This window comes from Micromonospora sp. LZ34, assembly GCF_052981855.1.
Genome location: NZ_JBRIQN010000008.1, coordinates 42,388 through 61,225, shown reverse-complemented (window position 1 = coordinate 61,225; position 18,838 = coordinate 42,388). Strand labels below are relative to the sequence as shown.

Below are 18,838 nucleotides of genomic sequence, written 5' to 3'. Positions count from 1 at the left end.
TCGCTGACGCAGATTGTCCACGATCGGCGGACATTTCTTCGCGGGCGCCTGAACACCTCGAAGTTCGGTGCAGGGTCGCTCATCGGGCGGTCTCCAAGCCACGCGGCGTGACCACGTACACGCAGCGGCAGTCCACGGCCGCAGCCCGGCAGTCGCAGCAGTGGTTAGGCACCTCCCGGCCGGTGCCGTGGCAGAACACGCAGCCGCCCACACCGGCGCCCTCGCACGCCGTGCACAACTCCGCCGCGGCCCCGCAGTCCGGGCAAGCATCATGCGGCGGCTCGCACGGAACGCCCGGCACACACGTCAGCGGCTCCAGCTCGTCACCGCACACGCGGCAGCAGCCGGCTGGCGGGGGCGGCGGCAGGACCTGGACGCGCTCGCGGCCGGGCGAAGCGCAGTAGGTGCACACGTTCCGGGCGGGCGCGGCCCAGACGGGCATGCCCTCGAGGATGTCTGCGACCGTGGTCATCGGTCACCTCTGACACCGGCGGTGAGGAGCCGGGCGAGCGGGTCGCCCGGCTGCGGCACAGTGGCGAAGTCAGTCACGGGGGGCTTCGGCGCTCCTTCACTCGATCACCAAGTCGGCAAAGCGGGATACGTGCATCTGGGCTGCGACAATTACTTGGTCGGTCGGGCCATTCCTCTGCTTTGCCACGATAAGGTCGGCCTCGCCCGCGCGAGGTGACTCCTTGTCGTAGTAGTCGTCTCGGTGGACAAAAATCACCACGTCCGCGTCCTGCTCCAGCCCGCCCGAATCACGCAGGTCCGACAACATCGGACGCTTGTCCGTGCGCGCCTCCGACGCACGACTCAACTGGCTGACCGCCACAACCGGCACCGACAACTCCATCGCCAGCCGCTTCAGCGCACGCGAAATCTCCGACACCTCTTGCTGCCGAGACTCCACCCGCCGATCCACATGCAACAGCTGCAAGTAGTCCACCAGCAACAAGCGCACACCATCCTCAGCCACGGCTCGCCGCGCCTCGACCGCGACATGCCGAATCGACGACGAGCACGAGTCGTTCACGTACAGCGGCGCCTCCTGAACCGCTTCCATCGTCCGGGCAAGCTTTCTCCAGTCGTCGTCGCTGAGTTGCCCCGCCCGGAGGACGTGCAAGGGGACGCGCGCCTCGGCCGACACGAACCGCTGCATCACCTCTGCCTCGGTCATCTCGAACGACATCAGCAACGTCGGCTTGTCCTGGCGAACGGCAGCGAAGCGGGCGAAGTCAAGTGCCAAGGTCGACTTACCCATCGACGGGCGGCCAGCGACCAGAACGAGCTGTCCCGGATGAAGTCCGCCAAGGAGCCTGTCCAGCACCATAAAACCAGTGGCTATGCCGGAAGCAGTACCGGTACCTGCCGCCTCGATGCTGTCGAGCGTGGAAAGCAGCAGTTCAGGGATTGAGCGACTGACGCCCGTCGGCGGTCGCGAGTTCGTTTCAGCGAAGGCTGCCAGGGTTCCCAGGTCGACGGCTATCGCGGCCGGGTGAGTGCGCCATGCGGCCGCCGACGTCACCACCTGATCGAGCGCCGGGTCCTCCGGCTCGATCGCGACGCACGCTTCCCAGTTCCTCGACAGGCCGGCGGCGGTGAAGTTGGCGGATCCGACCAGTGCCCGGTGCTGACCGTCCGCCGCACGGACGACGAACACCTTTCCGTGCAGCGCATCGACGTCGCGAACCAAGGTGATGGTGGCCCGCTCGCGGTAGGGCTCGAACATCTCCAGGACCCACGCCAAGTCGCCACGGCGGGGCCGGTCGTCGCGGGCATCGACAACGATGTGTGCTTCGCCTCCGCGGTCGAGCATGGCGCGTAGCGGTTCGGCGATGAGGGTGACGCCCGCGCGGTCGAGGTAGCCGACCCGGGAGTGGAAGGTGTCGGCGGTAGCGAGGTTGTCGAGTAGCCACTGCAGGGGGGTGGCGTCGGGGTCGATGTGGCGGTCTAGGAAGAGCACTCGATCTCCTGTTTTGGCGGGGCGGGGCAGATGTGGCAGCGCACCCGGTTGACGCCGAGCCGGTACCAGCCGTTGCGGCAGGCAGGTCGACCGCAGGCTGGGGCCGGCCCTGCGGGGCGGGGTGTGATGTCGGGTTGGACTTCCGGGCCGTCGACAATCATCGCGCCGGGCGGAAGGGGTTTGCCGCGTCGGTGGCAGGCGGGACATGGGGCCATCGCGATCCGGCCGTTTGCGGCTCGGACCCAGACGAGGCGGCTCGGGTCGCAGGCACCACAACGTGATGGTTGTAGCGACTGTTCAGCTGGAGTCGAAGCGTCGGCTGGGGTGGTGCGGATGCGGGCCAGCGCCTGGGCGACGATGTCTCCGAGGTCGCCTTCCCGGTCGACGGTGCGCCACCAGCCGTTGTTGCGCGGGGTGTATGCGGCCCGGATATCGGCGACGACCCGGGCAGCCTCGTCCGCGGTGGCGCCGTGGCGCAGGACGAACCGGCGGGGAAGGTCCGAGGGCTCTCGCTTCGGAGAAGCCTCGTCTCTCTCTCCGGGATGCGAGCGCCGATCGGGCGGCGGCGGGCCGGACGGCGGCGAGAGAGAGTCTTCTTCGTTGTTCTTCGTCTCCTGAGAGATCGTCTTCTTAGACGCGGATTTTCCGTCGCCGGCAAAGCCGTCTGCGGTTTGACCTGCGGAGACGTGTTGTTTGCCCTGGTCAGATCCGCGACCGGGTTTCCCGTCTGCGGCCTGACCTGCGGAATCAGGTTGTTTTCCCTGCTCAGTGCCGCGACCGGATTTCCCGGCCACGGCTGCGCCGGCCGTGGGCGACTCGACGATCCGGTAGTCGATGCCGCCCAACGTGCCGTCCGGGTTGCGGCGCTGCCGCCGGACCAGATATCCGACGGCCACCAGCTCGCGCAGCGCCGACTGGATCGCGTCGCGGCCCTCGCGTCCCTCGGCGGCCATCTGCTCGACGGACAGCTCGTAGTCAGCGCGGTGGGAGGCGATGTAGGCGAGGATGCCCTTGGCCTTGTAGGACAGGCGCGGGTCCCGCAGCCAGTGGTTGGGCACCTGGGTGAAGCTGCGCGTGGCGAAGCGCCCGCGGATGATGGCCATCAGCGGGCCGCCGGCGTCTGGTGCGTGGTGTCGGATGCGCAGCCGCTATCGTTCATGCGGGCGGAGCTACCTCTCCGTCAAGGGGCCGGAGTCCAGGCGTTGGCGCGCCTGCCGGCCCCGTCTTATTTCTGGCTGGTGGCGCGTCTGGCGCGCTTGCGTTCGGCGTCCGCTCGCCGCATTTCGGCGCGCTCCTCTTCAGTCATGGCGTCGCGGCGGATCATCTCGCGGGTGCGGTTCAGCGCCTTCACGACGTCGACCTGCTGCACGGTGCCCGCCGTGAGGTGCTTGCGTAGCACCTCTCTGTAGTGCCGCTCGGCGGCGTCGATGGCGTGGAATGCCTGCACGATTTCGTTCAGTTCCTTCACCTCCTCATGGTCGTGCGGATCTTTGGCCTAAGCAACTTCGCCTAGGATCGTATGCCCAATGTCCTTGACATGCAAGAGAGGGAACGCCTAATGTCGTAGGCATCAGCAAGACGGCACGGCAGGTGCGCCAACACCCGCCGAGCCCCGATCGGGAGGTAGCCCGACATGAGCATCACCCTGCTCAACCCCGGCGACGTCATCGACCACCAGGTCGGCCGGGTCCGGATCACCGTCCAGTACGTCCGCGACGGCGCCTACACGGTCACCGTCTACCAGGGCACCCTCCGCGTCGACGACAACTGCGGCAGCTACACCACGGAGGCCGAGGCCCGGCTCGTCGCCCGCGGCTACGCCCAGATGTACCGCGCCGAGCAGCAGCCGGCCGCCAACCCGCTGCAGGCGCTCGCCGCGCAGGGCCGCCACCGGCAGGTCCGCCCCACCATGGCCGGCGCGCACCTCGCCGCCCCGTCCGACCCGGCGCTGCGAGTCCTCCGCGCGGCCGCCGCGAACGGCGGCACCATCAACCGGTCGAAGGCCGCCACCGTGGTGCAGCTGCAGGCGCTGGCCCGCAAGGGTCTGGTCACCCTCAACTACGCCACCGGGACGGGCGCCCGCCGGGTCATCACCTCCGCCACCCTGACCGACCGCGGCGCGAAGGCGGTGGCGTGATGGCCACGGCCACCCTTCCCGCGGTGCGGGTTCCCGACCCGGCCAGCCTCACCGACACCGAGCGGCACCTCGGCGTCGTCGACATCCTCGGCGCCGCTCTCGAGCCGGGCGACGTGATCGTGCTGCTCAGCGAGCCGCACCGCGTCGACACGCTGGCCCCGTACGAGGGGCCGCTGCTGCACGACGGCACGTTCCCGGCCGGCACCCGTATCGCGCACGCGGACGGCGGGCGGTGGGGGATGACGGTTCCGTCGACGTCGTACATCCGCTGTCTGCCACGGCCGGCGGCCAGCTGATCTGCCCTGCCCGGCTTCCCCCGGGCAGGGCCCCTATCCCGGCACGTTCCAGCGATCGACCAGGAGGTCGTCATGTACGCCAGCGTCACCGTCGGCCGTACCGCCGCCGAGATCCGCCCGACCCGCACGATCCGGGTCGACGGGAAGCACACCACGATCCGCGTCCGGCCCGGCCGGGGCAACACCCGCCGCGCGGCCATCCTCGCCTCGCTCGGCTACAGCCGCTGACGCCGGAAGAGATGCGGCGGGGCGCGGCAGCCCTCGACAAGCACCGCGCCCCGCCCTGGTCCCAAGCAGGAACCACCGCCCAGGCCGGGCGCTGCGAACGCCCGGCGGGCACCGACGCCCAAGGAGGCCGTCATGGCCAACTCTACGACCAGGTGCAGCTGCGCGAAGTGCCCGGCCTGCGTCCCCACCATCCTCGCGGCCCTGCGCACCGAAGCGCGGCCCCCGGCTCAGCGCACCGGCATCGGCGCCGCTGTCCACAGCGAGGGCGGCAAGTGGTGACCCCGCCGACGCTCACCACCGTCCCGCCGGCCATCCACCGCCGGGCGACGCCGTCCATCGCTGGGCAGGCCTACGCCGACCAGGCCGACCGGATCCGCGCCCAGCTCGCCGCAAGCCAGCCCGTCGTCGTGCAGGTACGCGGCTACGGACGCGGCTGGTTCGTCACCGCCGTCGGCAACGGCACGTACGACGTCTGGCGTGACGGGGCCGGCCTGATCGCCGCTTGGACCGATGTCCCCCTCGGCAACTAGGAGCTCACGGCGTGCCGCTGAAACCCCTTCCCGGCCTTTGCTGGATCCTCCTCGTCCACCACGCGGGTGAACTGGAGGACTGGCACTGGCCGGCCGGCGACCCCACATCCCTGACGGAGATCGACGCCGTGCGGTGGCATCTGTTCGCGCAGAACCCGATGGCGAACCCGCCCCGGCCGCAGCTGGAAGACGAACGCTGTCTGGTGCTCGTGTGTGGCGGCTGCGGTCAGCTGCTGGGCGACGGTGACCATTTCGCCGCCGCCGAGTATGCGTGGGAGGCGGCGGAGGAGGACGGCTGGCAGGGGGACAGGTGCCCGTCCTGCCAGCGGGCCCCGGTCGGCTAGGCCTGTCTCCGTTTGCCGTTCAGGCCATCGGTCGCCCGAGGTGCCGATAAACGGTCTTGCGCTGCACCTGGGCGTGGTCGGCGATCCAGCTGACGGGGATGCCCTGCTCATCGGCCTTCGCCATTAGCGCGTCGGCTTCCTCGTCGAGCTTCTTGCGGCGACGGGCTAGCCGGGCGAGCGCGTCGAGTGTGGCGCGCTGCGCGTCGTCCGGGGTGAAGGTCGGTCGTGGCATGAGGCAAGGGTAACTGTTCCCCTTGACACACTCAACAGTCGGAGTTAGTGTTTACATGTAGCCGAAAATAAGGGAGTCGAGATGCAGGCCACCGCCACGAACCGCCGACTGATCGCCTACACCGCCCGCACCGCCGACGGCGTCACCACCGGCATCGCCACCGTCCTCACCGACCGGACCCGCCCCACCTGGTCTGAGTGCAGCGAGCAGATCCCCGGCTACGTCACCGGCCGCGACCTCGGCACCCCGCCGATGTACACGCTGCGGTACTCCACGCCGGGCGGCGCGATGGTGCGCCAGCTGGACGCGGTCGGCGTGGAGCGGATCGGGAAGGTCGTCGCGCGGGCCGGCTCGGTGAGCGACATCGCGGTCCTCGACGCCGACGGCGGCGACGTCACCTTCAACTTCGAGTGCTTCCGGAACTGACCGACACAACCGGCCCCGCCCCGGCCCTCATGGGGCGGGGCCGCCAGCCACACGACACCAGCGAAGGGACGCCGACGATGACCCGCTACCTCACCGCCGACCCGGTCGTCACCTACCACGGCACCCTCAACCGCTGGCACGGCATGTGGCGCGTCGCCAACAACTACGGCACCCGCCTCAGCCTCCGCGACCCGTGGGGCAACACCATCCGCTGCCGGCCGGCCAGCGTCAGCGTCGTGGACATGCCGCGGCTGACCGAGAAGCGGGCCGAGGTGCTCACCCACCTGTGGCAGGTCACCGTCGGGAAGGTCGCCGACCTGCGCACCCGCCGGTGGCTGCTCGACCACCAGCTGATCGAGCTGGCCGAGGACCGCGCCGGCTGGTACCGGCTCACCCGCCTCGGCGCCATGGCGATGGACTCCGTCGCCCGCTGGCACCACTGACAGGAACAGGAGACACCACCATGGAGAACACCGACCTGCTGGCCCTCGGCGACCACATCGGCGGGATCGTCGCCGCCGGTGTCAGCGACAGCGACCGGGAGCGCATCGAGGCCGACCTGCGCGCCCGTGCCCTCGCCGCCGTGCAAGGCGTCGACCCCGCCAAGGCCGCCAGCGAGCACGCGCTGCGCGTCCACGCCTCGGCTGCCGTCCGCAACGCCACCGGCCTCGGCCTGATGGAGATCGTGCCGGTCGTGAACTGGGCGATCGAACAGGTGAAGAACACCCGCCTCGACCGCTTCCGGGTGCGCGGCACCTACGGCGGCTGGGTGTACCGGTTCCCGAACGGCCACGAGGCCAGCGTCATCAACGACCCGTCCCGGCCGTTCCGGTTCGAGGTGCTGTCCGACGACCCCGCCGACGCCGCCCGGGGGCGGGTCGCGCCCGGCCTGACCTCGGAGCAGGTGGAGGCGAAGCTGCATGCCATCGCCGCCCTGCCCGCCCGCTGACCACCACAACCCGAGGGGGAGGCGACCATGCGCAAGGCCGACATCCAGGAGGGCGCCGCGGTGTACTACGTGGCCGCCGACGGCCCGTGGAAGCACCTCAACCCCACCAAGGCGGTGATCGTCGACCCGCAGCCGCGCCGCATCGTGCGTACGAGGCAGGGCCCGTTCTACTTCGTCTCCCACCGGCCCGACCCGAAGGGCACGGCCGTGCTGGTGGACCTGCATGAGAACCGCGGGGTTCGCCGGGAGGCCGTGTACGTGCGGCACCTGCGCGGCCTGTGGAAGCCGACCCTCGCCAAGTTGGGCAAGGCGGAGGCGGACGTGAAGGCGTACGACGCGCTCATCTCCCACATCGCGAGCCAGCCGGGCGACATCACCGGCGCGGACCTGCTGCGCCTGGCCGCCGCCGACCCGCACATCGACCACGACACCCTGACCGTGCTGGCCGATGCCATCGACCCGAAGGAGCAGTGACCCGTGCCCTTCCAACCGAAGACCGCCAAGGACCTCCCACACGGCGCCGAGGTCCAAACCTTCTGCACCACGATCATCAAGAAGGGGTCCGACGAATGGGCGAACGCTGAGGGTGACCCGTTCACCGACGCTGAGGTCGACGAGGTGCTCGCCCGCGGCGGGATCCTGACCCGCGTCCCGACCGGCGCCTCCCCGCGGCAGTGGGGCGAGATCCTCGCCGAGGCCCGCACCCGGGTCCTCACCCGCAACGCCGACCTGGCCGAGCAGTCCGCCCGCGACCTGCGCGACCGGATGCCCCGCTTCCCCGAGCACGCCGCCGACATGGAAGCCGACGCCCGCGCCTGCGACGACTACGTCGCCGCCTGCCGGGCCGTGGCCACCGACCACACCCTGCCGACCCCATCAGGCCCCAACTATCCGGTGAGAGGTGCCGACAGTGTCTGAGACGGCCACCGATGTGCTGACCCGTGCCGCGGACATCATCGAGTCCCACATCACCAGCCGCTTCAAGCGCCGCCAGCTGGCCGAAGGTAACGCCCGCGACCTCGCCGGCGCTGGGCTACTTACCGGCGGTCACAGTCGCAGCAGCAACACCATCCGCGCTCAAGTGGAGGCCATTTTGCAGTGCCGGCAGGACTGGGTCGCCGCCGAAAGGATCGCCGCCGAGCTGGACGCGGCAGGACTGTTGAAGGGCAGTGATCATGGCTAACCACCGTCGGGCCATCGACCTGCCCCCTGGCGCACGCATCCGCCACAACGGGCAGGTCGTGTGGCGGCTGCCGATCTCCGCCGCCGGCAAGCCCTGGCAGTCCCGATCCGGCGCCCGCTACAGCCACGGCGACGTCGACGCGATGCTCGCCGATGGCGGTCGGATCAGCGGGCCGTCCGGCACCCGCAAGCACGACGAAACACAGGAAGAGAAGACCGCCCGCATCCGCCGCGAGTGGGGGTACTTGAAGCACGAGAACAAGCGCCTGCAGGCGAAACTGGACGAAGCCCTCGCCGGGCTCCTGCCGGCCGGCACGCGGGAACGTCTCGCCCGCTACCTGTACCTCGACAGCCTCCCCGCCAGCCAGCGTGAGATCGGCGCCGAGCTTTGGGACAGCCGCAATGGTCGGGTCACCCACATCAACCGGACCGAATGGTTGAAGATGGCCGATGCCATCATCGCGGTTGTCACCGAGAAGGGGGCCTGACCGATGCCGACCTGGGCGTGGTGGACTGCGGGAGTCATCGGCGCGCTGTGGGCGGCCGCCGCGGTTGGGATCTGGCCGTTCGCCAACTGCCGTCGCTGCGACGGACGTGGACGTTGGAAAGTCACCGACAAGCCCGACTGGCGGCGGCAACTCCGCCGCTACACCTACTGCTCCGTCTGCTTCGGCACCGGCCGACGCTTTGCACCGTTCCGCCGCTGATCAACCCGACTAACGGAGGTACACGTGCCCACCCCCAAGCTTCCCGCCGACGTCATCCGTCAGCTTCGCGCACACGCCGACAGCTACGAGCGAGACCACCGGGCAGGCCCGTACACCGATTCGACCGTGCGCTCCCGCGTTGGCCACGCCAACCGGTTCATTGACTACCTTGAAGGCCGTTACGACCCCACCACCGATTACCAGAAGCGCATCGCCCCCTGACCGAAGGAGAACGAACGTGGCCAGCCCGAGGCTTGACAAAGCAATCACAGACCAGATGCAGGCGCTACTCGCGGAGTTCGAGACGGCCCTCGGGTCCGGCGACTACAGCCCCCGTGTGCAGCGGGACCGGTTCAAGCATGCCCGGGACTTCGTCCTGTTTGCAGAAGGCCGCTTCAACCCGGCAGATGAGAAGGGCAAGATCCGGCACGCCACCAACTGAGCAACAGCCACTGATGCCGGCCACATATGGGAGGCGCCCAGCATTCCCCGTAGCAGAGGAGGATCGACCGGGTGATATCCAGCAAGACGGTCCACACCCTCACCTGCGACCTGTGCCCCGCAAGACCACCACCACCGGCGGCACGCCGGACCAGCTTCGGCAGAAAGCCGCCGAGCGCGGGTGGGAGACCCGGCCGGCGCCCGAGCCGGGCAACCCAGACCTTGACTTGTGTCCGCGATGCGCTTAGCAGCACCCCCGCGAGACAGTGCGGGAGGTGCTGATCGGGAAGCGCCGGCCCCGCAAACGCCGCCCGTTCGAGCGGCAGGCAGGCGGGTGGGCGCCACCGGCCGGGCCAAGCACCCCGCCCCCGCCCGGCGGCCCGAGGACCACATAGGAAAGCGCGAAGCCGGCATCCCCACGGGCGGCCGGCTTCGGTGTTCACCTAGCGCGTACGCCTGATCGATGTGCGCTGGGAATCCGAGGCTACTGCGCGAGCTCGCAGTGCCAGCAGTACGTGGCGAAGGTCAGGTTCGGGCAACCCGTGGTCGCACACACACCCGCCACCCCGTTCGTCGGCCGACGGCTGATCGTCGTGAGCCCCCGCATCAGCCGTTCCACCACGATCATCGCGTGGCTGATCTCCCGTGACGCCGCCTGGTCGCCGACCAGGTCGTCGAGCGGCACCGGGTGATGCGGTGACAGATACTCCTCATGGATGTCGCGCAGGATCTCCCACACCGGCCGATCTTCGTCGGCGTATGCCTTAGACCTGAGCGCATGGAGCACGGCGTACAGCCGTTCATAGTCGTCGCGGTCGAGCGGTCGCACGTCCGGTTCTTGCTGCGACTCAGGCATCCTTCACCCCGCCTTGGGCGCTGCGGTTGCGTCGCTGCAGCGCATCCATCGCAGGCTCGCGTTCGCCATCTGGAAGCGCCAGGACCCGCGACAGCTCGTCCACCGAACTCGCGACGATGCGACGGTGCCCGCCGGCAGTGCGCGTCGTGCGCAGCAGACCGTCGCGGCACCACTTGATGACGGTCGACGCGGACACGTTCAACGCTGTCGCAGCCTCACTCGTGCGCAGTTGCGTCCCGTCGCCGACCACTCGCCGCCCCCAGTCTCACACCCTGTTGATCCTGCAAATTCTGCACAGTGTCTCACCTGTCTCCGGCGTCGCGCGACATCGCCGCAGGTGAACTGCCGCTTCGGACGAGGGATCCTGTTGAAGCTGTGAAACCTGCTAAACCTGTGCGACACTCTGTCGCATGACCGCTGCGACGACTGCGACTGCGACCACCGACCGCGACCCCGGGCGACTGGCCTACACGGCGCTGCTCGCGTGCACCACCGCCGTGGGTGCCGTCACCTTCGTGCTGTCGTTCGTCGGCCTGCGCGACTACGCCGAACGGGTCGCCGGATTCGACGCGTCGCTGTCGTGGCTCGTGCCCGTCGGCGTCGACGGCCTCACCCTGTGCGCCGTCGCGGCGACGATGCTGCTGCGGCACGCGGCGTGGAAGGCCAGGGCGTACGCGTGGTGCGCGTTCGGCATCGCCGTCGCCGCGTCGGTCGCCGGGAACCTGTCGCACGCCGCCGCCCGCCAGCTGTCGTGGGAAGGGCACGTCGGTGCGGCCGCATGGCCGATCTTCCTGGCGCTCGCGTCGCACATGGTCATCGTCGTACGACGCAACATGGAGCGGTCGCGGTCGCGGTCGCGGGAGACGCCGGCCGCAACCGTGAAGCCGAACGACGCGAGCATCGCCCAGGCGACCCCGTCGCCCGCCGCCGCGACAACCCCCACCACGTCGCCGCAACCGACGCAGCGACCCGTGCGACCGAAGCAGGCCACGCGTCGCGCGACCCCGAAGGCGAAAAACGACGACGACATTCGCGCCGAGGCGCGGCGACGCGTCGCAGCGGGGGAGAAGGTGCCAGCCGTCGCGATCTCCCTCGGAGTGAACAAGGCGACGGTCTACCGGTGGCTCAGCGAGACGCCGCAGGCGCACGACACCAACCACGCCGCGTCGACCGACGACGCCAAGGAGGACGCCACAGATGCTCGACCTTTCGCGCACGCCCGCTGACGTCAAGCGCGACGCGGCCGCCGTTCTCCGGCAGCTGCTGCAACTACCGAAGCTCCCGCCGATCCTGACCGACCTCGAGGAGGAACCCGATGACCACTAGCAACCTGCCGGCCGTGCGAACCACCACGACGCTGGCCACCGCCGGGCAACAGCCCACGCCGCCGACCGCCGTGGAAGCGCCGGCGCCGCTGCGGCTGTCCACCGCCCTGCTGATCGTGTCCGCCATCGCCGCTTTCCTCACCGGCGTGTCCATGTACGCGGGCCGCAACGAGCAGGCCGCGCTGGTCGGCGGCGCCGCGCTGGTGCTGCTGTTCGCCGCCGCCGTCGAGCGCCACCGCGAACACCGAACGTGACCAACCTGGTTGTCGCCCCGATATCGCATGAAGCCGTCATCGCCTATATCGCCCCAGGTCACAGGGGGGAGTCCAAGCGGGAGAGACGGCAGAGGCGTGAGGGGTTGCAGCCGATGAAGCCGATAACGCCGACAGCCGACATCAACAGGAAGTAACCGAGAGGGGAGGCCGGGAATGACCGACACGACCACCACGAAGCCGCCCGCTACGGCGGCCACCAGCACACCACGGCGCGCCACGTCGCGTCCCACCGTGTCGGTGCGCCCGGCCGCCGTCGGCGCGCTGAACGTCGCCACCATCGCCGGGGCCACCGTGGTCACCGCCGGCGGTGGGGCTGTCCTCGCCGCCCTCGCGGGTGGAGGCGCACTGGCCGCGGCGGCCGCGGCGGCCCGCAAGGGCCGGCAGGCGAAGGCGCAGCGCACCGCCACCGTCAAGACGTCCCGATCGTCCACCGGGTCGGCCGGCCGTGCCGCCGGTGGCGGTCTGGGGCGGGTGGGCCGGTCCGCAGCGGGGTCGCCCGGTAGTCGGTCCGCCGGGTCCCGGTCCGGCGCCGGACGGGGGTCCGCAGCGCGAGGGGGCGGATCTGGCAGTAAGCCGTCCCGTGGTGGGCTGCTGCCGAAGCTCGGTCGCCCCGGCGGCGGCAGCACCGGTCGGTCGGCTGGCGCCGGCCGGTCGGGACGCACTGGCAGCACCTCCGGGTCGGGGCACCGCCGCTCCGGGTCCGCGCCCGGCTCGTCCAGTCGGTCCCCGCTCACCGCCGGGAAGGTCGCCGCCGCCCGCCGGAAGATCGCCGCCCGCCGGCAGCCCGGACCGCGGCTGTCCGACGCCATCCGCAACGCCACCCAGCCGAACCCGGCAGGCAAGAAGCCCACCGCCCGCGACGCGTTCCGCACCGCCCGCCGCGCCGTCACCGGCGACAACCCGAAGAACCGCGGGCCGCTGCGCCGCGCCACCGCCGGCCTCATCGCCGGGGGGATCGCCGCCGGGAAGGCCGCCTACGACTCCCGGCAGCGCCGCCGCAAGCGCGACGCCGCCCGCCGGGCCAAGCAGGACCGCATCACCGCCCGCCGGACCGGCCAGCCGCAGGTCGGCACGGCGGTGCGCCGCGCCGTCAACCCCACCGACCCGACCAGCAAGCAGCGCAAGCCGGCACCCGCCCCCGTGCGCCGTCGCACCCAGCCCGCCGGCACCCCGGCACCCGTCACCGAAGGACTGATCACCATGACCAACCCGCTGCTGGCCATCTCCGAGGACTTCCTGGCCGCCGCCGCCCGCAACCAGCCCGAAGGCATGCTCCAGGTCACCGCCGAAGCGCACCTGCTGCCCCAGGTCATGGAGAACTTCGTCAAGGCGATGAAGATCCGCTTCGACCGGGCGCAGGAGTACCCGCTGCACCCCAGCATCAAGGAGATGTACGGGCTGGTGCACCGGGCGCAGGTCGCGGTGCAGCAGGCCGCGGAGGAGATCGGCCCGGCCATCGAGAAGATCCACGAGGCGGAGCTGCACCGGCTGCGTAACCCGCGCGTCGGTGAGGACATGTTCGACATCTCGCGCAACCGGGGGGCGCTCTGATGGGCACCCGCCGGATCGACTGGAGTTTCGGGCCCGGCCACGGGCCTGTCTCTGGGGCCGTCAACGCCGCCGGGTCGGTGTGCGCCGCCACCATGGTCGCCGACCTGGCGCACCTCGACCCGCTGTGGGGGATGACCGCTGGCGCGTTCGCCGCCGCCGGGTCGGTGATCGCCTCCGCGAACGGGCCCGGCCGGGCGCTGGCCTACCGGGCGTTGTGCTGGCTCGGCGCCGGGTCGTGGTCGACGTGTGCGCTCGCCTCCGCCACCGCGGAGCCGTTCTCAGGCCCCTGGTCCACCAGCAACCTGGCCGCTCTGGCGGTCGGCACCCTCGGTGCGGCGTTCACCGGCCGCCGGTTCCAGATCGCCGAGCAGCGCGCTGAGGACGCCCGGCAGGCGCAGGTCGACGCAGAGCTGGCGCGGCTCGCCGCCGAGGAAGACGCCCGCGCGCTGGCCAGCGAACACGACCGGATCGCAGTGGCGTGGCAGCGGGAACTACGCAAGCAGACCCGCCGGGAGGTGGAGGTCGTCAACGTCGAGTTCTGGGACCCGAACACCGGGTTCACCCTCGATGTTCAGCTGCCCGCCGACGGCACGACCATCGAGGACATCAAGCCGTACGAGAAGACCCTCGCGCATGCGATGGACGTGCCGCTCGGCTGCGCCGTCGAGGTCATCGACCCCGGCGTCGGCCGGCGCGTCGTGCACATCCGGGTCGGCACTGTCGACGCGCTCGCCGAGGACCACCACCTGCCCGACGACTGCACGCCGGACAGCATCGAGAACGACCTGTCCATGGGCATCAAGTCCGACCGGGACGACGTCACGGTTAACATCCGGTACCGCAACATGGTCCTCATCGGCCAGAACGATTCCGGCAAGTCCAACCAGCTCAACGTGCTCACCCGTCAGGTGGCCCGCTGCACCGACGCGCTGCTGTGGGGGATCGACCTGACCGGCGACGCCCGCTACCCGCGGCCGTGGGTGCGTGCATGGCACGAGCGGCGCGCCGAGGCTCCCGCGATCGACTGGGTGGCGCCCACCGAGGACGAGGCGCGGCTGATGACCCTCGCCGCGCTGGCGATCATCAAGGGCCGCACCGCCGACTACGAGCAGCTGATGTTCGAGAACGGCTGGGACAAGATCATGGTGTCGCCGGAGATCCCGGAGATCGTGATCGTGACGGACGAGTTCGGCAGCCTGCCTGACGACGTGAAGGAGAACCTGCGGCAGATCTCCGACACCGGCCGCGGCGCCGGCGTGCGTGTGGTGTCCTGCGCGTTGGAGGCCACGGGCGCCTACATCCCCCGGGCGATGATCACGCAGGCGCGGGAGCGGGTCGGTATGCGCGTCCAGGACGAGGCGCAGCTGCAGTATCTCTTCGACACCACCTGGAAGTCGGGCCGGTTCGACACGTCCACCATGCGCGTCAAGGGATCCGGTCTCATCTCCAGCGATGCCGCTCCGCCGGAGAAGTTCAAGGGCTGGCGGATGGAGCCGGCGCGGATCGACTCAGACTCGATCGCGGTCGGCCCGTGGCGGCCGGAGCTCGACGAAGCGTCCGTGGCCCGCTGCGACGTGCTGTTCGCCGAGGCGCGGAACGCCAGCGGCTACAAGGAGAAGCGGGAGTTCACCGACGTGTACACCGGCCGGTGGGACCGCACCCTGCCGATCATCTTCCCCGCCAAGGCCGGCGTGACGGCGGGGCAGCGGAAGGAGACGCGCGTGGAGCGCAGTGAGCCGGCCCGACCCGCCCAGCAGGCCGGCAACCCGGTGTCGCTGGGGGAGGCCATGGCCGACCTCGCCAGCGGCCTCCAGCGGCTGCGGGACACCCAACCGGTCCCGGACCCCGGCCGACTGGATGCGGACCTGCCGCCGCTGCCGGAGGAACCCGACTTCTCGGTGGTCGAGGCGTGGCTGAACCCGGGCGCACCGTCAACGGACGCCGCCGGCAAGCCGAAGCCGCACCCCAAGCGCCGCATGCGGCAGATCGTGTGGGACGCCCGCGACGCCGGTATTGGGCCGACCGCCGTGCACAAGCAGCTCGAGGCGGAGGGCTACGCGACCACCTACCAGACGGTGAATGGGTGGATGAAGAAGGACGCCGCGAACGGCATCCTCGCCCAGGACGGCGACCGCGCCCCCTACACCCGCGGGCAGCAGATGCTCAACCCGCACGAGCAGGACCAGGACTGACGGTGGTCACCTCAACTGTCCGGCGACCGGGACGCCGGTACGTGTCCCGGCCGGCGTCATGGGCGCCGCTAGGGCAGTGGCGGCTGTACCGGGCGTGGGGTGACCTGCCCCGCGAATCGGGGCTGCGCCGCCGCCTCGCCAGTTGGCTGCTGGGTGGTTGGCAGCAGCTCCTCTACATCGGCATCACCGAACGCACGGCGGTCGCCCGCTGGGCAGAGCACTGCGGCGACAAGCGGTGGGCACCCGACGTCGCCTGCTGGGAACGGGACCCGCGGGTATGGGCGTCGGAGGCGGATGTGCTCGCCGCCGAGCGCGCCGCGATCATCGCCGAGCGGCCCGTCCACAACGTTGTCCACAACGGCAACAACCCGGGAGCGGTCAGGATCCGCCGGCACCTGCCCGCCCACGTGGTGCGGGCCCGGATCCGCTGGGCGGCGCGGCTGTGTGTGGGGCTGGCGCTGTTCGCCGGGTTCTGGCTCGCAGGCGCCGACGTGTGGCAGGGGTGGGACGGCCCCCGCAACGCGGTGATCGGCGCGTCGATCGTCATGGCGGCCGCAGCCGTCGCCCGTGATCGCCTGAGCCGGCCGAAGCGTCGACGTCGAGGGAGGCGCAGATGAGCGCCCAAGAGCAGGTGCCGGGTCGCGCTGGGGGCGACCCGGCACCCTGGCGGTGGGTCGTCTACGACCGTGACGACCTCGACGACCGGACGGCTGTGGTCGCGGCCGGCGTTCAGCACACTCGCCTGTACGCCTCCGCTGCCGAGGTGGCCGCGGAGCGGATCGCCGAGCTGGCGTACCGGGCGTGGCGCGCCGACCGCCTCGACACGGTGGGGTCACTAGTGTGCCGGGTGAAACGCGACGGCGCCGACCGGTGGGAAGGCCGAGCGGACGGGTCGGTGTGGGTGGGCCGGTCGGGAGCGGCCCACCGGTAGCCTGCCGGTGTGGGGGAGCAGCATCAGCTCACGGCCGGGGTGACCATCATCCACACCCGGCACCTCGGCCCGTACAAGCTGACGATCCGACCCCCGTTCTCCCTGCTCGGGGCGGACCGGCGGCTGACCGTGTGGGAGGCTGCCGAACGGTCAGCCGCCCTCGACCGGCGACGCCGGCAAGGCGAGGACGAGTAGATCCATCGGCGGCCCCCACGGCAGCGCCGACCGGCCCACCTGCTGCCACCCGGCCCGCGCGTACATCTGCCGGGCCGCCGACCGCGGGTCGGAGGCGAGCGTCGCCCACCACTCGGCCCGGGAGGCGAGCAGCCGGCGCATCAGCTCCGCGCCAACGCCCTCACTGCGGCGCTGCGGGTGCACCAACCACTCCATCACCGCCACCTTGTCCGCCCCGAGCACCTCGGCGGGCGGGTCCTGCTCGGCGCGGGACCACCACGTGCCGGCGGGCATCGTCCACCCGTACGCCGCCCCGATCAGGGTGTCGCCGTCCTGCGCGGACACGAGTGTGAACCCGGGCCGGGCCGCCTCGCCCGGCAGGCCTTCGGCGAACCGGGCCACCTGCTCCGGCCCTTCCTCGTACGGGGGCTCGGCGTACACCACGGCGTACAGGTCGACCAGGGCGGCGAACAGCGGGGCGGCACTATCGCCGTCGTGGAGGGTGTAGGTGGCGGCCACCTGTGGATCGTAGACACCGCCCCGGTCATCCCGACCCCACCTGCTGGTGCGGAACCCACACATACAGCCACGGCGGCCCGGTGCCGGCGACCGGTTCCAGCTCGTACACCCCGGCCACGTCCGCGTCGAGCAGCTCGCCGCCGTACTCCACCCACAGCCACGACTGGTCGAGTGTCTCCGGCGGCATGCGGTCGTCGTTGACGGGCACCCGCAGGGACCGGCCGTCGACGGGGCCCCCGACGGCCGGCACGTCGACGCGCGCCCACATGCCCCGATCATCAGCCGCCCACCCCACAGTCGGGCACGTTTCACCGAATCGACGACGTGCAGCAGGACGATGCTGGCGCGAGGGCCTCAGACGGTGACCCGCTCCACCAACTCCCCGTAGACCGGGCGGCGGCGCTCACCCACCGGCACCGCGTCGGCGACCTGCCGGGCGACCGACCGCACCAGCTCGTTGTGCGAGGCCGCCGGCAGCTCGTCGAGCAGGTCCGCCGCCAGCCGGAGTCCGTCCGGGATGTGGCCGCCCCGGATCAGGCACGCCGCCCGGTGCAACCCCACCTGCGCCCGCAACCTGGCCTGGGACGCCGGGTACAGCGCGAGGGCCCGGTCCTGCGCCGCGTCAGCGTCGGCGAGGCGGCCGGCGTGGGTGTACACCCACGACTCGGTGTGCCGCAGCCGGTGCTCCGGCCAACCCCACAGCGACTCCACATCCCCGATCACCGTGGCGGGTAGCTGGTCGGCCAGGTCGCCGAGTTGCCGCACGGTGGCGACCGCTTCGCTGTGCCGGCCAGCGAGAGACAGCGCCTGCGCCCGCCCCGCCAGAAGCCCGCACGCCGCCGCCGACGGCCGCCCATCCGCCAGGGGCAGCACCTCGGCGGACAGGTCGACCACCTGCGCGGGCGGGCGGCCGTCGTAGCAGCCGTTAACCACATCCCACGCCCGCGTGAGCAGGATCGTGTCCCTGTCACCAGACTCGTCCGCCACGCGCTGCGCCGTCGACCACCAGCGGCGGCCCAGCATCACCTGCCCCGACGCCACCAAACCGAGAGCGACGATCACCGACAGCTGGCCAGCGGCGCGCAGCAACCCCGGCCGGCGGGCACCCGTGTCGGCGGCGAGCTGATGCTGCAACACGGTCAGGTCGGCGCCCAGCTGCCGCATCAGCATGCCGTGGGCCTGGCGGTAGTAGCCGCGGCCGTAGCCGGCGACGATCTGCTCCCACTCGTCGTGGTCGACGTCCACCGCGGCGCCGAGCCCGTGACGTACGGCCTCCAACCCGACCAGCGGCCCCACCGCGGGGGCCGCGGCGAGAGCGCCCATGGCTCCGAGGATGGTGCGTCTGCGCATATCGGTGTCGCCTGCCTGCCGGTCGTATGCCTGAACGAGGGCACCGCCAGCCGCGAGCGTCCGGTCGCAGGTCTCGGCGAATCCCTTCGACGGCCGCCGCACGCCACGCTCCACCTGGGAGATGTAGCTGTGGTCCAGGTGGGCGCGCTGCGCTAGTTGCCGCAGCGACAGCCCCTGGGCGGTGCGGTGCCGTTTGAGTATGTCGCCGAAATCGTCCACGTTTGCCCCCC

The 18,838-nt window shown here is 71.0% G+C and carries 32 protein-coding genes; 23 read left to right on the top strand and 9 right to left on the bottom strand.

All coding sequences use genetic code 11. The features are described 5' to 3' along the window. Positions 1-568: 568 nt before the first annotated feature. The 3 genes from ACVCAH_RS11580 to ACVCAH_RS11570 all read right to left on the bottom strand — a co-directional run bounded on the left by ACVCAH_RS11580 (position 569) and on the right by ACVCAH_RS11570 (position 3,431). The gene (locus tag ACVCAH_RS11580) at positions 569-1,963 is read right to left on the bottom strand and encodes a DnaB-like helicase C-terminal domain-containing protein (RefSeq protein ID WP_447136082.1); all 1,395 of its coding nucleotides are present in this window, start codon (positions 1,961-1,963) and stop codon (positions 569-571) included. Further along, positions 1,951-3,066, bottom strand: coding sequence for a hypothetical protein (locus tag ACVCAH_RS11575; RefSeq protein WP_447136081.1), 1,116 nt, complete (start codon positions 3,064-3,066; stop codon positions 1,951-1,953). The genes ACVCAH_RS11580 and ACVCAH_RS11575 overlap by 13 nt, the downstream gene beginning before the upstream one ends. Before the next feature lie 122 nt (positions 3,067-3,188). Continuing rightward, positions 3,189-3,431 carry a hypothetical protein gene (locus tag ACVCAH_RS11570; RefSeq protein ID WP_447136080.1) on the bottom strand — a complete coding sequence of 81 codons (243 nt, stop codon included), beginning with the start codon at positions 3,429-3,431 and terminating at the stop codon, positions 3,189-3,191. A gap of 165 nt (positions 3,432-3,596) precedes the next feature. Between ACVCAH_RS11570 and ACVCAH_RS11565 the strand changes: the two genes are divergently transcribed. The 6 genes from ACVCAH_RS11565 (at position 3,597) to ACVCAH_RS11540 (ending at position 5,498) form a co-directional block, all read left to right on the top strand. Continuing rightward, entirely contained in the window at positions 3,597-4,100 is a 504-nt protein-coding gene (locus tag ACVCAH_RS11565; protein WP_447136079.1) for a hypothetical protein, read from the top strand. Further along, positions 4,100-4,396: a hypothetical protein gene (locus ACVCAH_RS11560; RefSeq protein ID WP_447136078.1), complete on the top strand. Its 297-nt coding sequence runs from the start codon at positions 4,100-4,102 to the stop codon at positions 4,394-4,396. The genes ACVCAH_RS11565 and ACVCAH_RS11560 overlap by 1 nt, the downstream gene beginning before the upstream one ends. Positions 4,397-4,468: 72 nt before the next feature. Then, entirely contained in the window at positions 4,469-4,624 is a 156-nt protein-coding gene (locus ACVCAH_RS11555; protein ID WP_447136077.1) for a hypothetical protein, read from the top strand. 132 nt (positions 4,625-4,756) lie between these two features. Continuing rightward, on the top strand, positions 4,757-4,903 hold the full coding sequence (locus ACVCAH_RS11550) for a hypothetical protein (RefSeq protein WP_447136076.1): 147 nt from the start codon (positions 4,757-4,759) through the stop codon (positions 4,901-4,903). Beyond that, positions 4,900-5,154 carry a hypothetical protein gene (locus tag ACVCAH_RS11545; RefSeq protein WP_447136075.1) on the top strand — a complete coding sequence of 85 codons (255 nt, stop codon included), beginning with the start codon at positions 4,900-4,902 and terminating at the stop codon, positions 5,152-5,154. Before ACVCAH_RS11550 ends, ACVCAH_RS11545 begins: the two co-directional genes overlap by 4 nt. Positions 5,155-5,165: 11 nt before the next feature. Next, complete coding sequence (locus ACVCAH_RS11540) at positions 5,166-5,498, top strand: hypothetical protein (protein WP_447136074.1); 333 nt, start codon at positions 5,166-5,168, stop codon at positions 5,496-5,498. A gap of 19 nt (positions 5,499-5,517) precedes the next feature. On the opposite strand, the gene ACVCAH_RS11535 is transcribed toward ACVCAH_RS11540, so the two are convergent. Beyond that, complete coding sequence (locus ACVCAH_RS11535) at positions 5,518-5,730, bottom strand: hypothetical protein (protein ID WP_447136073.1); 213 nt, start codon at positions 5,728-5,730, stop codon at positions 5,518-5,520. An 81-nt stretch (positions 5,731-5,811) separates the two neighbouring features. Here ACVCAH_RS11535 and ACVCAH_RS11530 point away from each other — a divergent pair, with 81 nt between their 5' ends. The 9 genes from ACVCAH_RS11530 to ACVCAH_RS11490 all read left to right on the top strand — a co-directional run bounded on the left by ACVCAH_RS11530 (position 5,812) and on the right by ACVCAH_RS11490 (position 9,436). Beyond that, the gene (locus ACVCAH_RS11530; protein WP_447136072.1) at positions 5,812-6,156 is read left to right on the top strand and encodes a hypothetical protein; all 345 of its coding nucleotides are present in this window, start codon (positions 5,812-5,814) and stop codon (positions 6,154-6,156) included. 77 nt (positions 6,157-6,233) lie between these two features. Further along, on the top strand, positions 6,234-6,599 hold the full coding sequence (locus ACVCAH_RS11525; protein ID WP_447136071.1) for a hypothetical protein: 366 nt from the start codon (positions 6,234-6,236) through the stop codon (positions 6,597-6,599). Between the two features lie 20 nt (positions 6,600-6,619). Beyond that, positions 6,620-7,105 (top strand): hypothetical protein, encoded by a 486-nt coding sequence (locus ACVCAH_RS11520; protein ID WP_447136070.1) that lies wholly within the window; start codon positions 6,620-6,622, stop codon positions 7,103-7,105. A 27-nt stretch (positions 7,106-7,132) separates the two neighbouring features. After that, complete coding sequence (locus ACVCAH_RS11515; protein WP_447136069.1) at positions 7,133-7,579, top strand: hypothetical protein; 447 nt, start codon at positions 7,133-7,135, stop codon at positions 7,577-7,579. Between the two features lie 3 nt (positions 7,580-7,582). Next, positions 7,583-8,023, top strand: a complete 441-nt coding sequence (locus ACVCAH_RS11510; RefSeq protein ID WP_447136068.1) for a hypothetical protein — start codon at positions 7,583-7,585, stop codon at positions 8,021-8,023. Further along, positions 8,016-8,288 carry a hypothetical protein gene (locus ACVCAH_RS11505; protein WP_447136067.1) on the top strand — a complete coding sequence of 91 codons (273 nt, stop codon included), beginning with the start codon at positions 8,016-8,018 and terminating at the stop codon, positions 8,286-8,288. Before ACVCAH_RS11510 ends, ACVCAH_RS11505 begins: the two co-directional genes overlap by 8 nt. Continuing rightward, complete coding sequence (locus tag ACVCAH_RS11500) at positions 8,281-8,775, top strand: hypothetical protein (RefSeq protein ID WP_447136066.1); 495 nt, start codon at positions 8,281-8,283, stop codon at positions 8,773-8,775. Before ACVCAH_RS11505 ends, ACVCAH_RS11500 begins: the two co-directional genes overlap by 8 nt. 243 nt (positions 8,776-9,018) lie before the next feature. Then, positions 9,019-9,216 (top strand): hypothetical protein, encoded by a 198-nt coding sequence (locus tag ACVCAH_RS11495; protein ID WP_447136065.1) that lies wholly within the window; start codon positions 9,019-9,021, stop codon positions 9,214-9,216. 16 nt (positions 9,217-9,232) lie between these two features. Further along, positions 9,233-9,436 (top strand): hypothetical protein, encoded by a 204-nt coding sequence (locus ACVCAH_RS11490; protein ID WP_447136064.1) that lies wholly within the window; start codon positions 9,233-9,235, stop codon positions 9,434-9,436. A 483-nt stretch (positions 9,437-9,919) separates the two neighbouring features. Here the strand turns inward: ACVCAH_RS11490 and ACVCAH_RS11485 are convergent, their stop codons facing one another. Both ACVCAH_RS11485 and ACVCAH_RS11480 read right to left on the bottom strand, forming a co-directional pair. Further along, entirely contained in the window at positions 9,920-10,291 is a 372-nt protein-coding gene (locus ACVCAH_RS11485; RefSeq protein ID WP_447136063.1) for a hypothetical protein, read from the bottom strand. Then, positions 10,284-10,541, bottom strand: coding sequence for an excisionase family DNA-binding protein (locus ACVCAH_RS11480; protein ID WP_447136062.1), 258 nt, complete (start codon positions 10,539-10,541; stop codon positions 10,284-10,286). The genes ACVCAH_RS11485 and ACVCAH_RS11480 overlap by 8 nt, the downstream gene beginning before the upstream one ends. A 160-nt stretch (positions 10,542-10,701) precedes the next feature. Between ACVCAH_RS11480 and ACVCAH_RS11475 the strand changes: the two genes are divergently transcribed. From ACVCAH_RS11475 to ACVCAH_RS11440, 8 genes are all read left to right on the top strand, one after another. Then, positions 10,702-11,517, top strand: a complete 816-nt coding sequence (locus ACVCAH_RS11475; protein WP_447136061.1) for a DUF2637 domain-containing protein — start codon at positions 10,702-10,704, stop codon at positions 11,515-11,517. Next, the gene (locus tag ACVCAH_RS11470) at positions 11,489-11,617 is read left to right on the top strand and encodes a hypothetical protein (RefSeq protein ID WP_447136060.1); all 129 of its coding nucleotides are present in this window, start codon (positions 11,489-11,491) and stop codon (positions 11,615-11,617) included. The genes ACVCAH_RS11475 and ACVCAH_RS11470 overlap by 29 nt, the downstream gene beginning before the upstream one ends. Then, entirely contained in the window at positions 11,607-11,870 is a 264-nt protein-coding gene (locus tag ACVCAH_RS11465) for a hypothetical protein (RefSeq protein ID WP_447136059.1), read from the top strand. Before ACVCAH_RS11470 ends, ACVCAH_RS11465 begins: the two co-directional genes overlap by 11 nt. A gap of 174 nt (positions 11,871-12,044) precedes the next feature. Beyond that, positions 12,045-13,442, top strand: a complete 1,398-nt coding sequence (locus tag ACVCAH_RS11460) for a hypothetical protein (RefSeq protein WP_447136058.1) — start codon at positions 12,045-12,047, stop codon at positions 13,440-13,442. Continuing rightward, a complete protein-coding gene (locus tag ACVCAH_RS11455) occupies positions 13,442-15,634 on the top strand; it encodes a hypothetical protein (protein ID WP_447136057.1) in 2,193 nt (730 codons plus the stop codon). The genes ACVCAH_RS11460 and ACVCAH_RS11455 overlap by 1 nt, the downstream gene beginning before the upstream one ends. A 2-nt stretch (positions 15,635-15,636) precedes the next feature. After that, a complete protein-coding gene (locus tag ACVCAH_RS11450; protein WP_447136056.1) occupies positions 15,637-16,251 on the top strand; it encodes a hypothetical protein in 615 nt (204 codons plus the stop codon). After that, positions 16,248-16,565: a hypothetical protein gene (locus ACVCAH_RS11445; RefSeq protein ID WP_447136055.1), complete on the top strand. Its 318-nt coding sequence runs from the start codon at positions 16,248-16,250 to the stop codon at positions 16,563-16,565. Before ACVCAH_RS11450 ends, ACVCAH_RS11445 begins: the two co-directional genes overlap by 4 nt. Before the next feature lie 9 nt (positions 16,566-16,574). Then, the gene (locus ACVCAH_RS11440) at positions 16,575-16,760 is read left to right on the top strand and encodes a hypothetical protein (RefSeq protein ID WP_447136054.1); all 186 of its coding nucleotides are present in this window, start codon (positions 16,575-16,577) and stop codon (positions 16,758-16,760) included. Here the strand turns inward: ACVCAH_RS11440 and ACVCAH_RS11435 are convergent. The 3 genes from ACVCAH_RS11435 to ACVCAH_RS11425 form a co-directional block, all read right to left on the bottom strand. Continuing rightward, positions 16,716-17,258: a GNAT family N-acetyltransferase gene (locus tag ACVCAH_RS11435; RefSeq protein WP_447136053.1), complete on the bottom strand. Its 543-nt coding sequence runs from the start codon at positions 17,256-17,258 to the stop codon at positions 16,716-16,718. The genes ACVCAH_RS11440 and ACVCAH_RS11435 overlap by 45 nt on opposite strands. 25 nt (positions 17,259-17,283) lie before the next feature. Continuing rightward, positions 17,284-17,526, bottom strand: coding sequence for a hypothetical protein (locus ACVCAH_RS11430; RefSeq protein ID WP_447136052.1), 243 nt, complete (start codon positions 17,524-17,526; stop codon positions 17,284-17,286). A gap of 86 nt (positions 17,527-17,612) precedes the next feature. Then, a complete protein-coding gene (locus tag ACVCAH_RS11425) occupies positions 17,613-18,827 on the bottom strand; it encodes a helix-turn-helix domain-containing protein (RefSeq protein ID WP_447136051.1) in 1,215 nt (404 codons plus the stop codon). Positions 18,828-18,838: the final 11 nt, after the last annotated feature.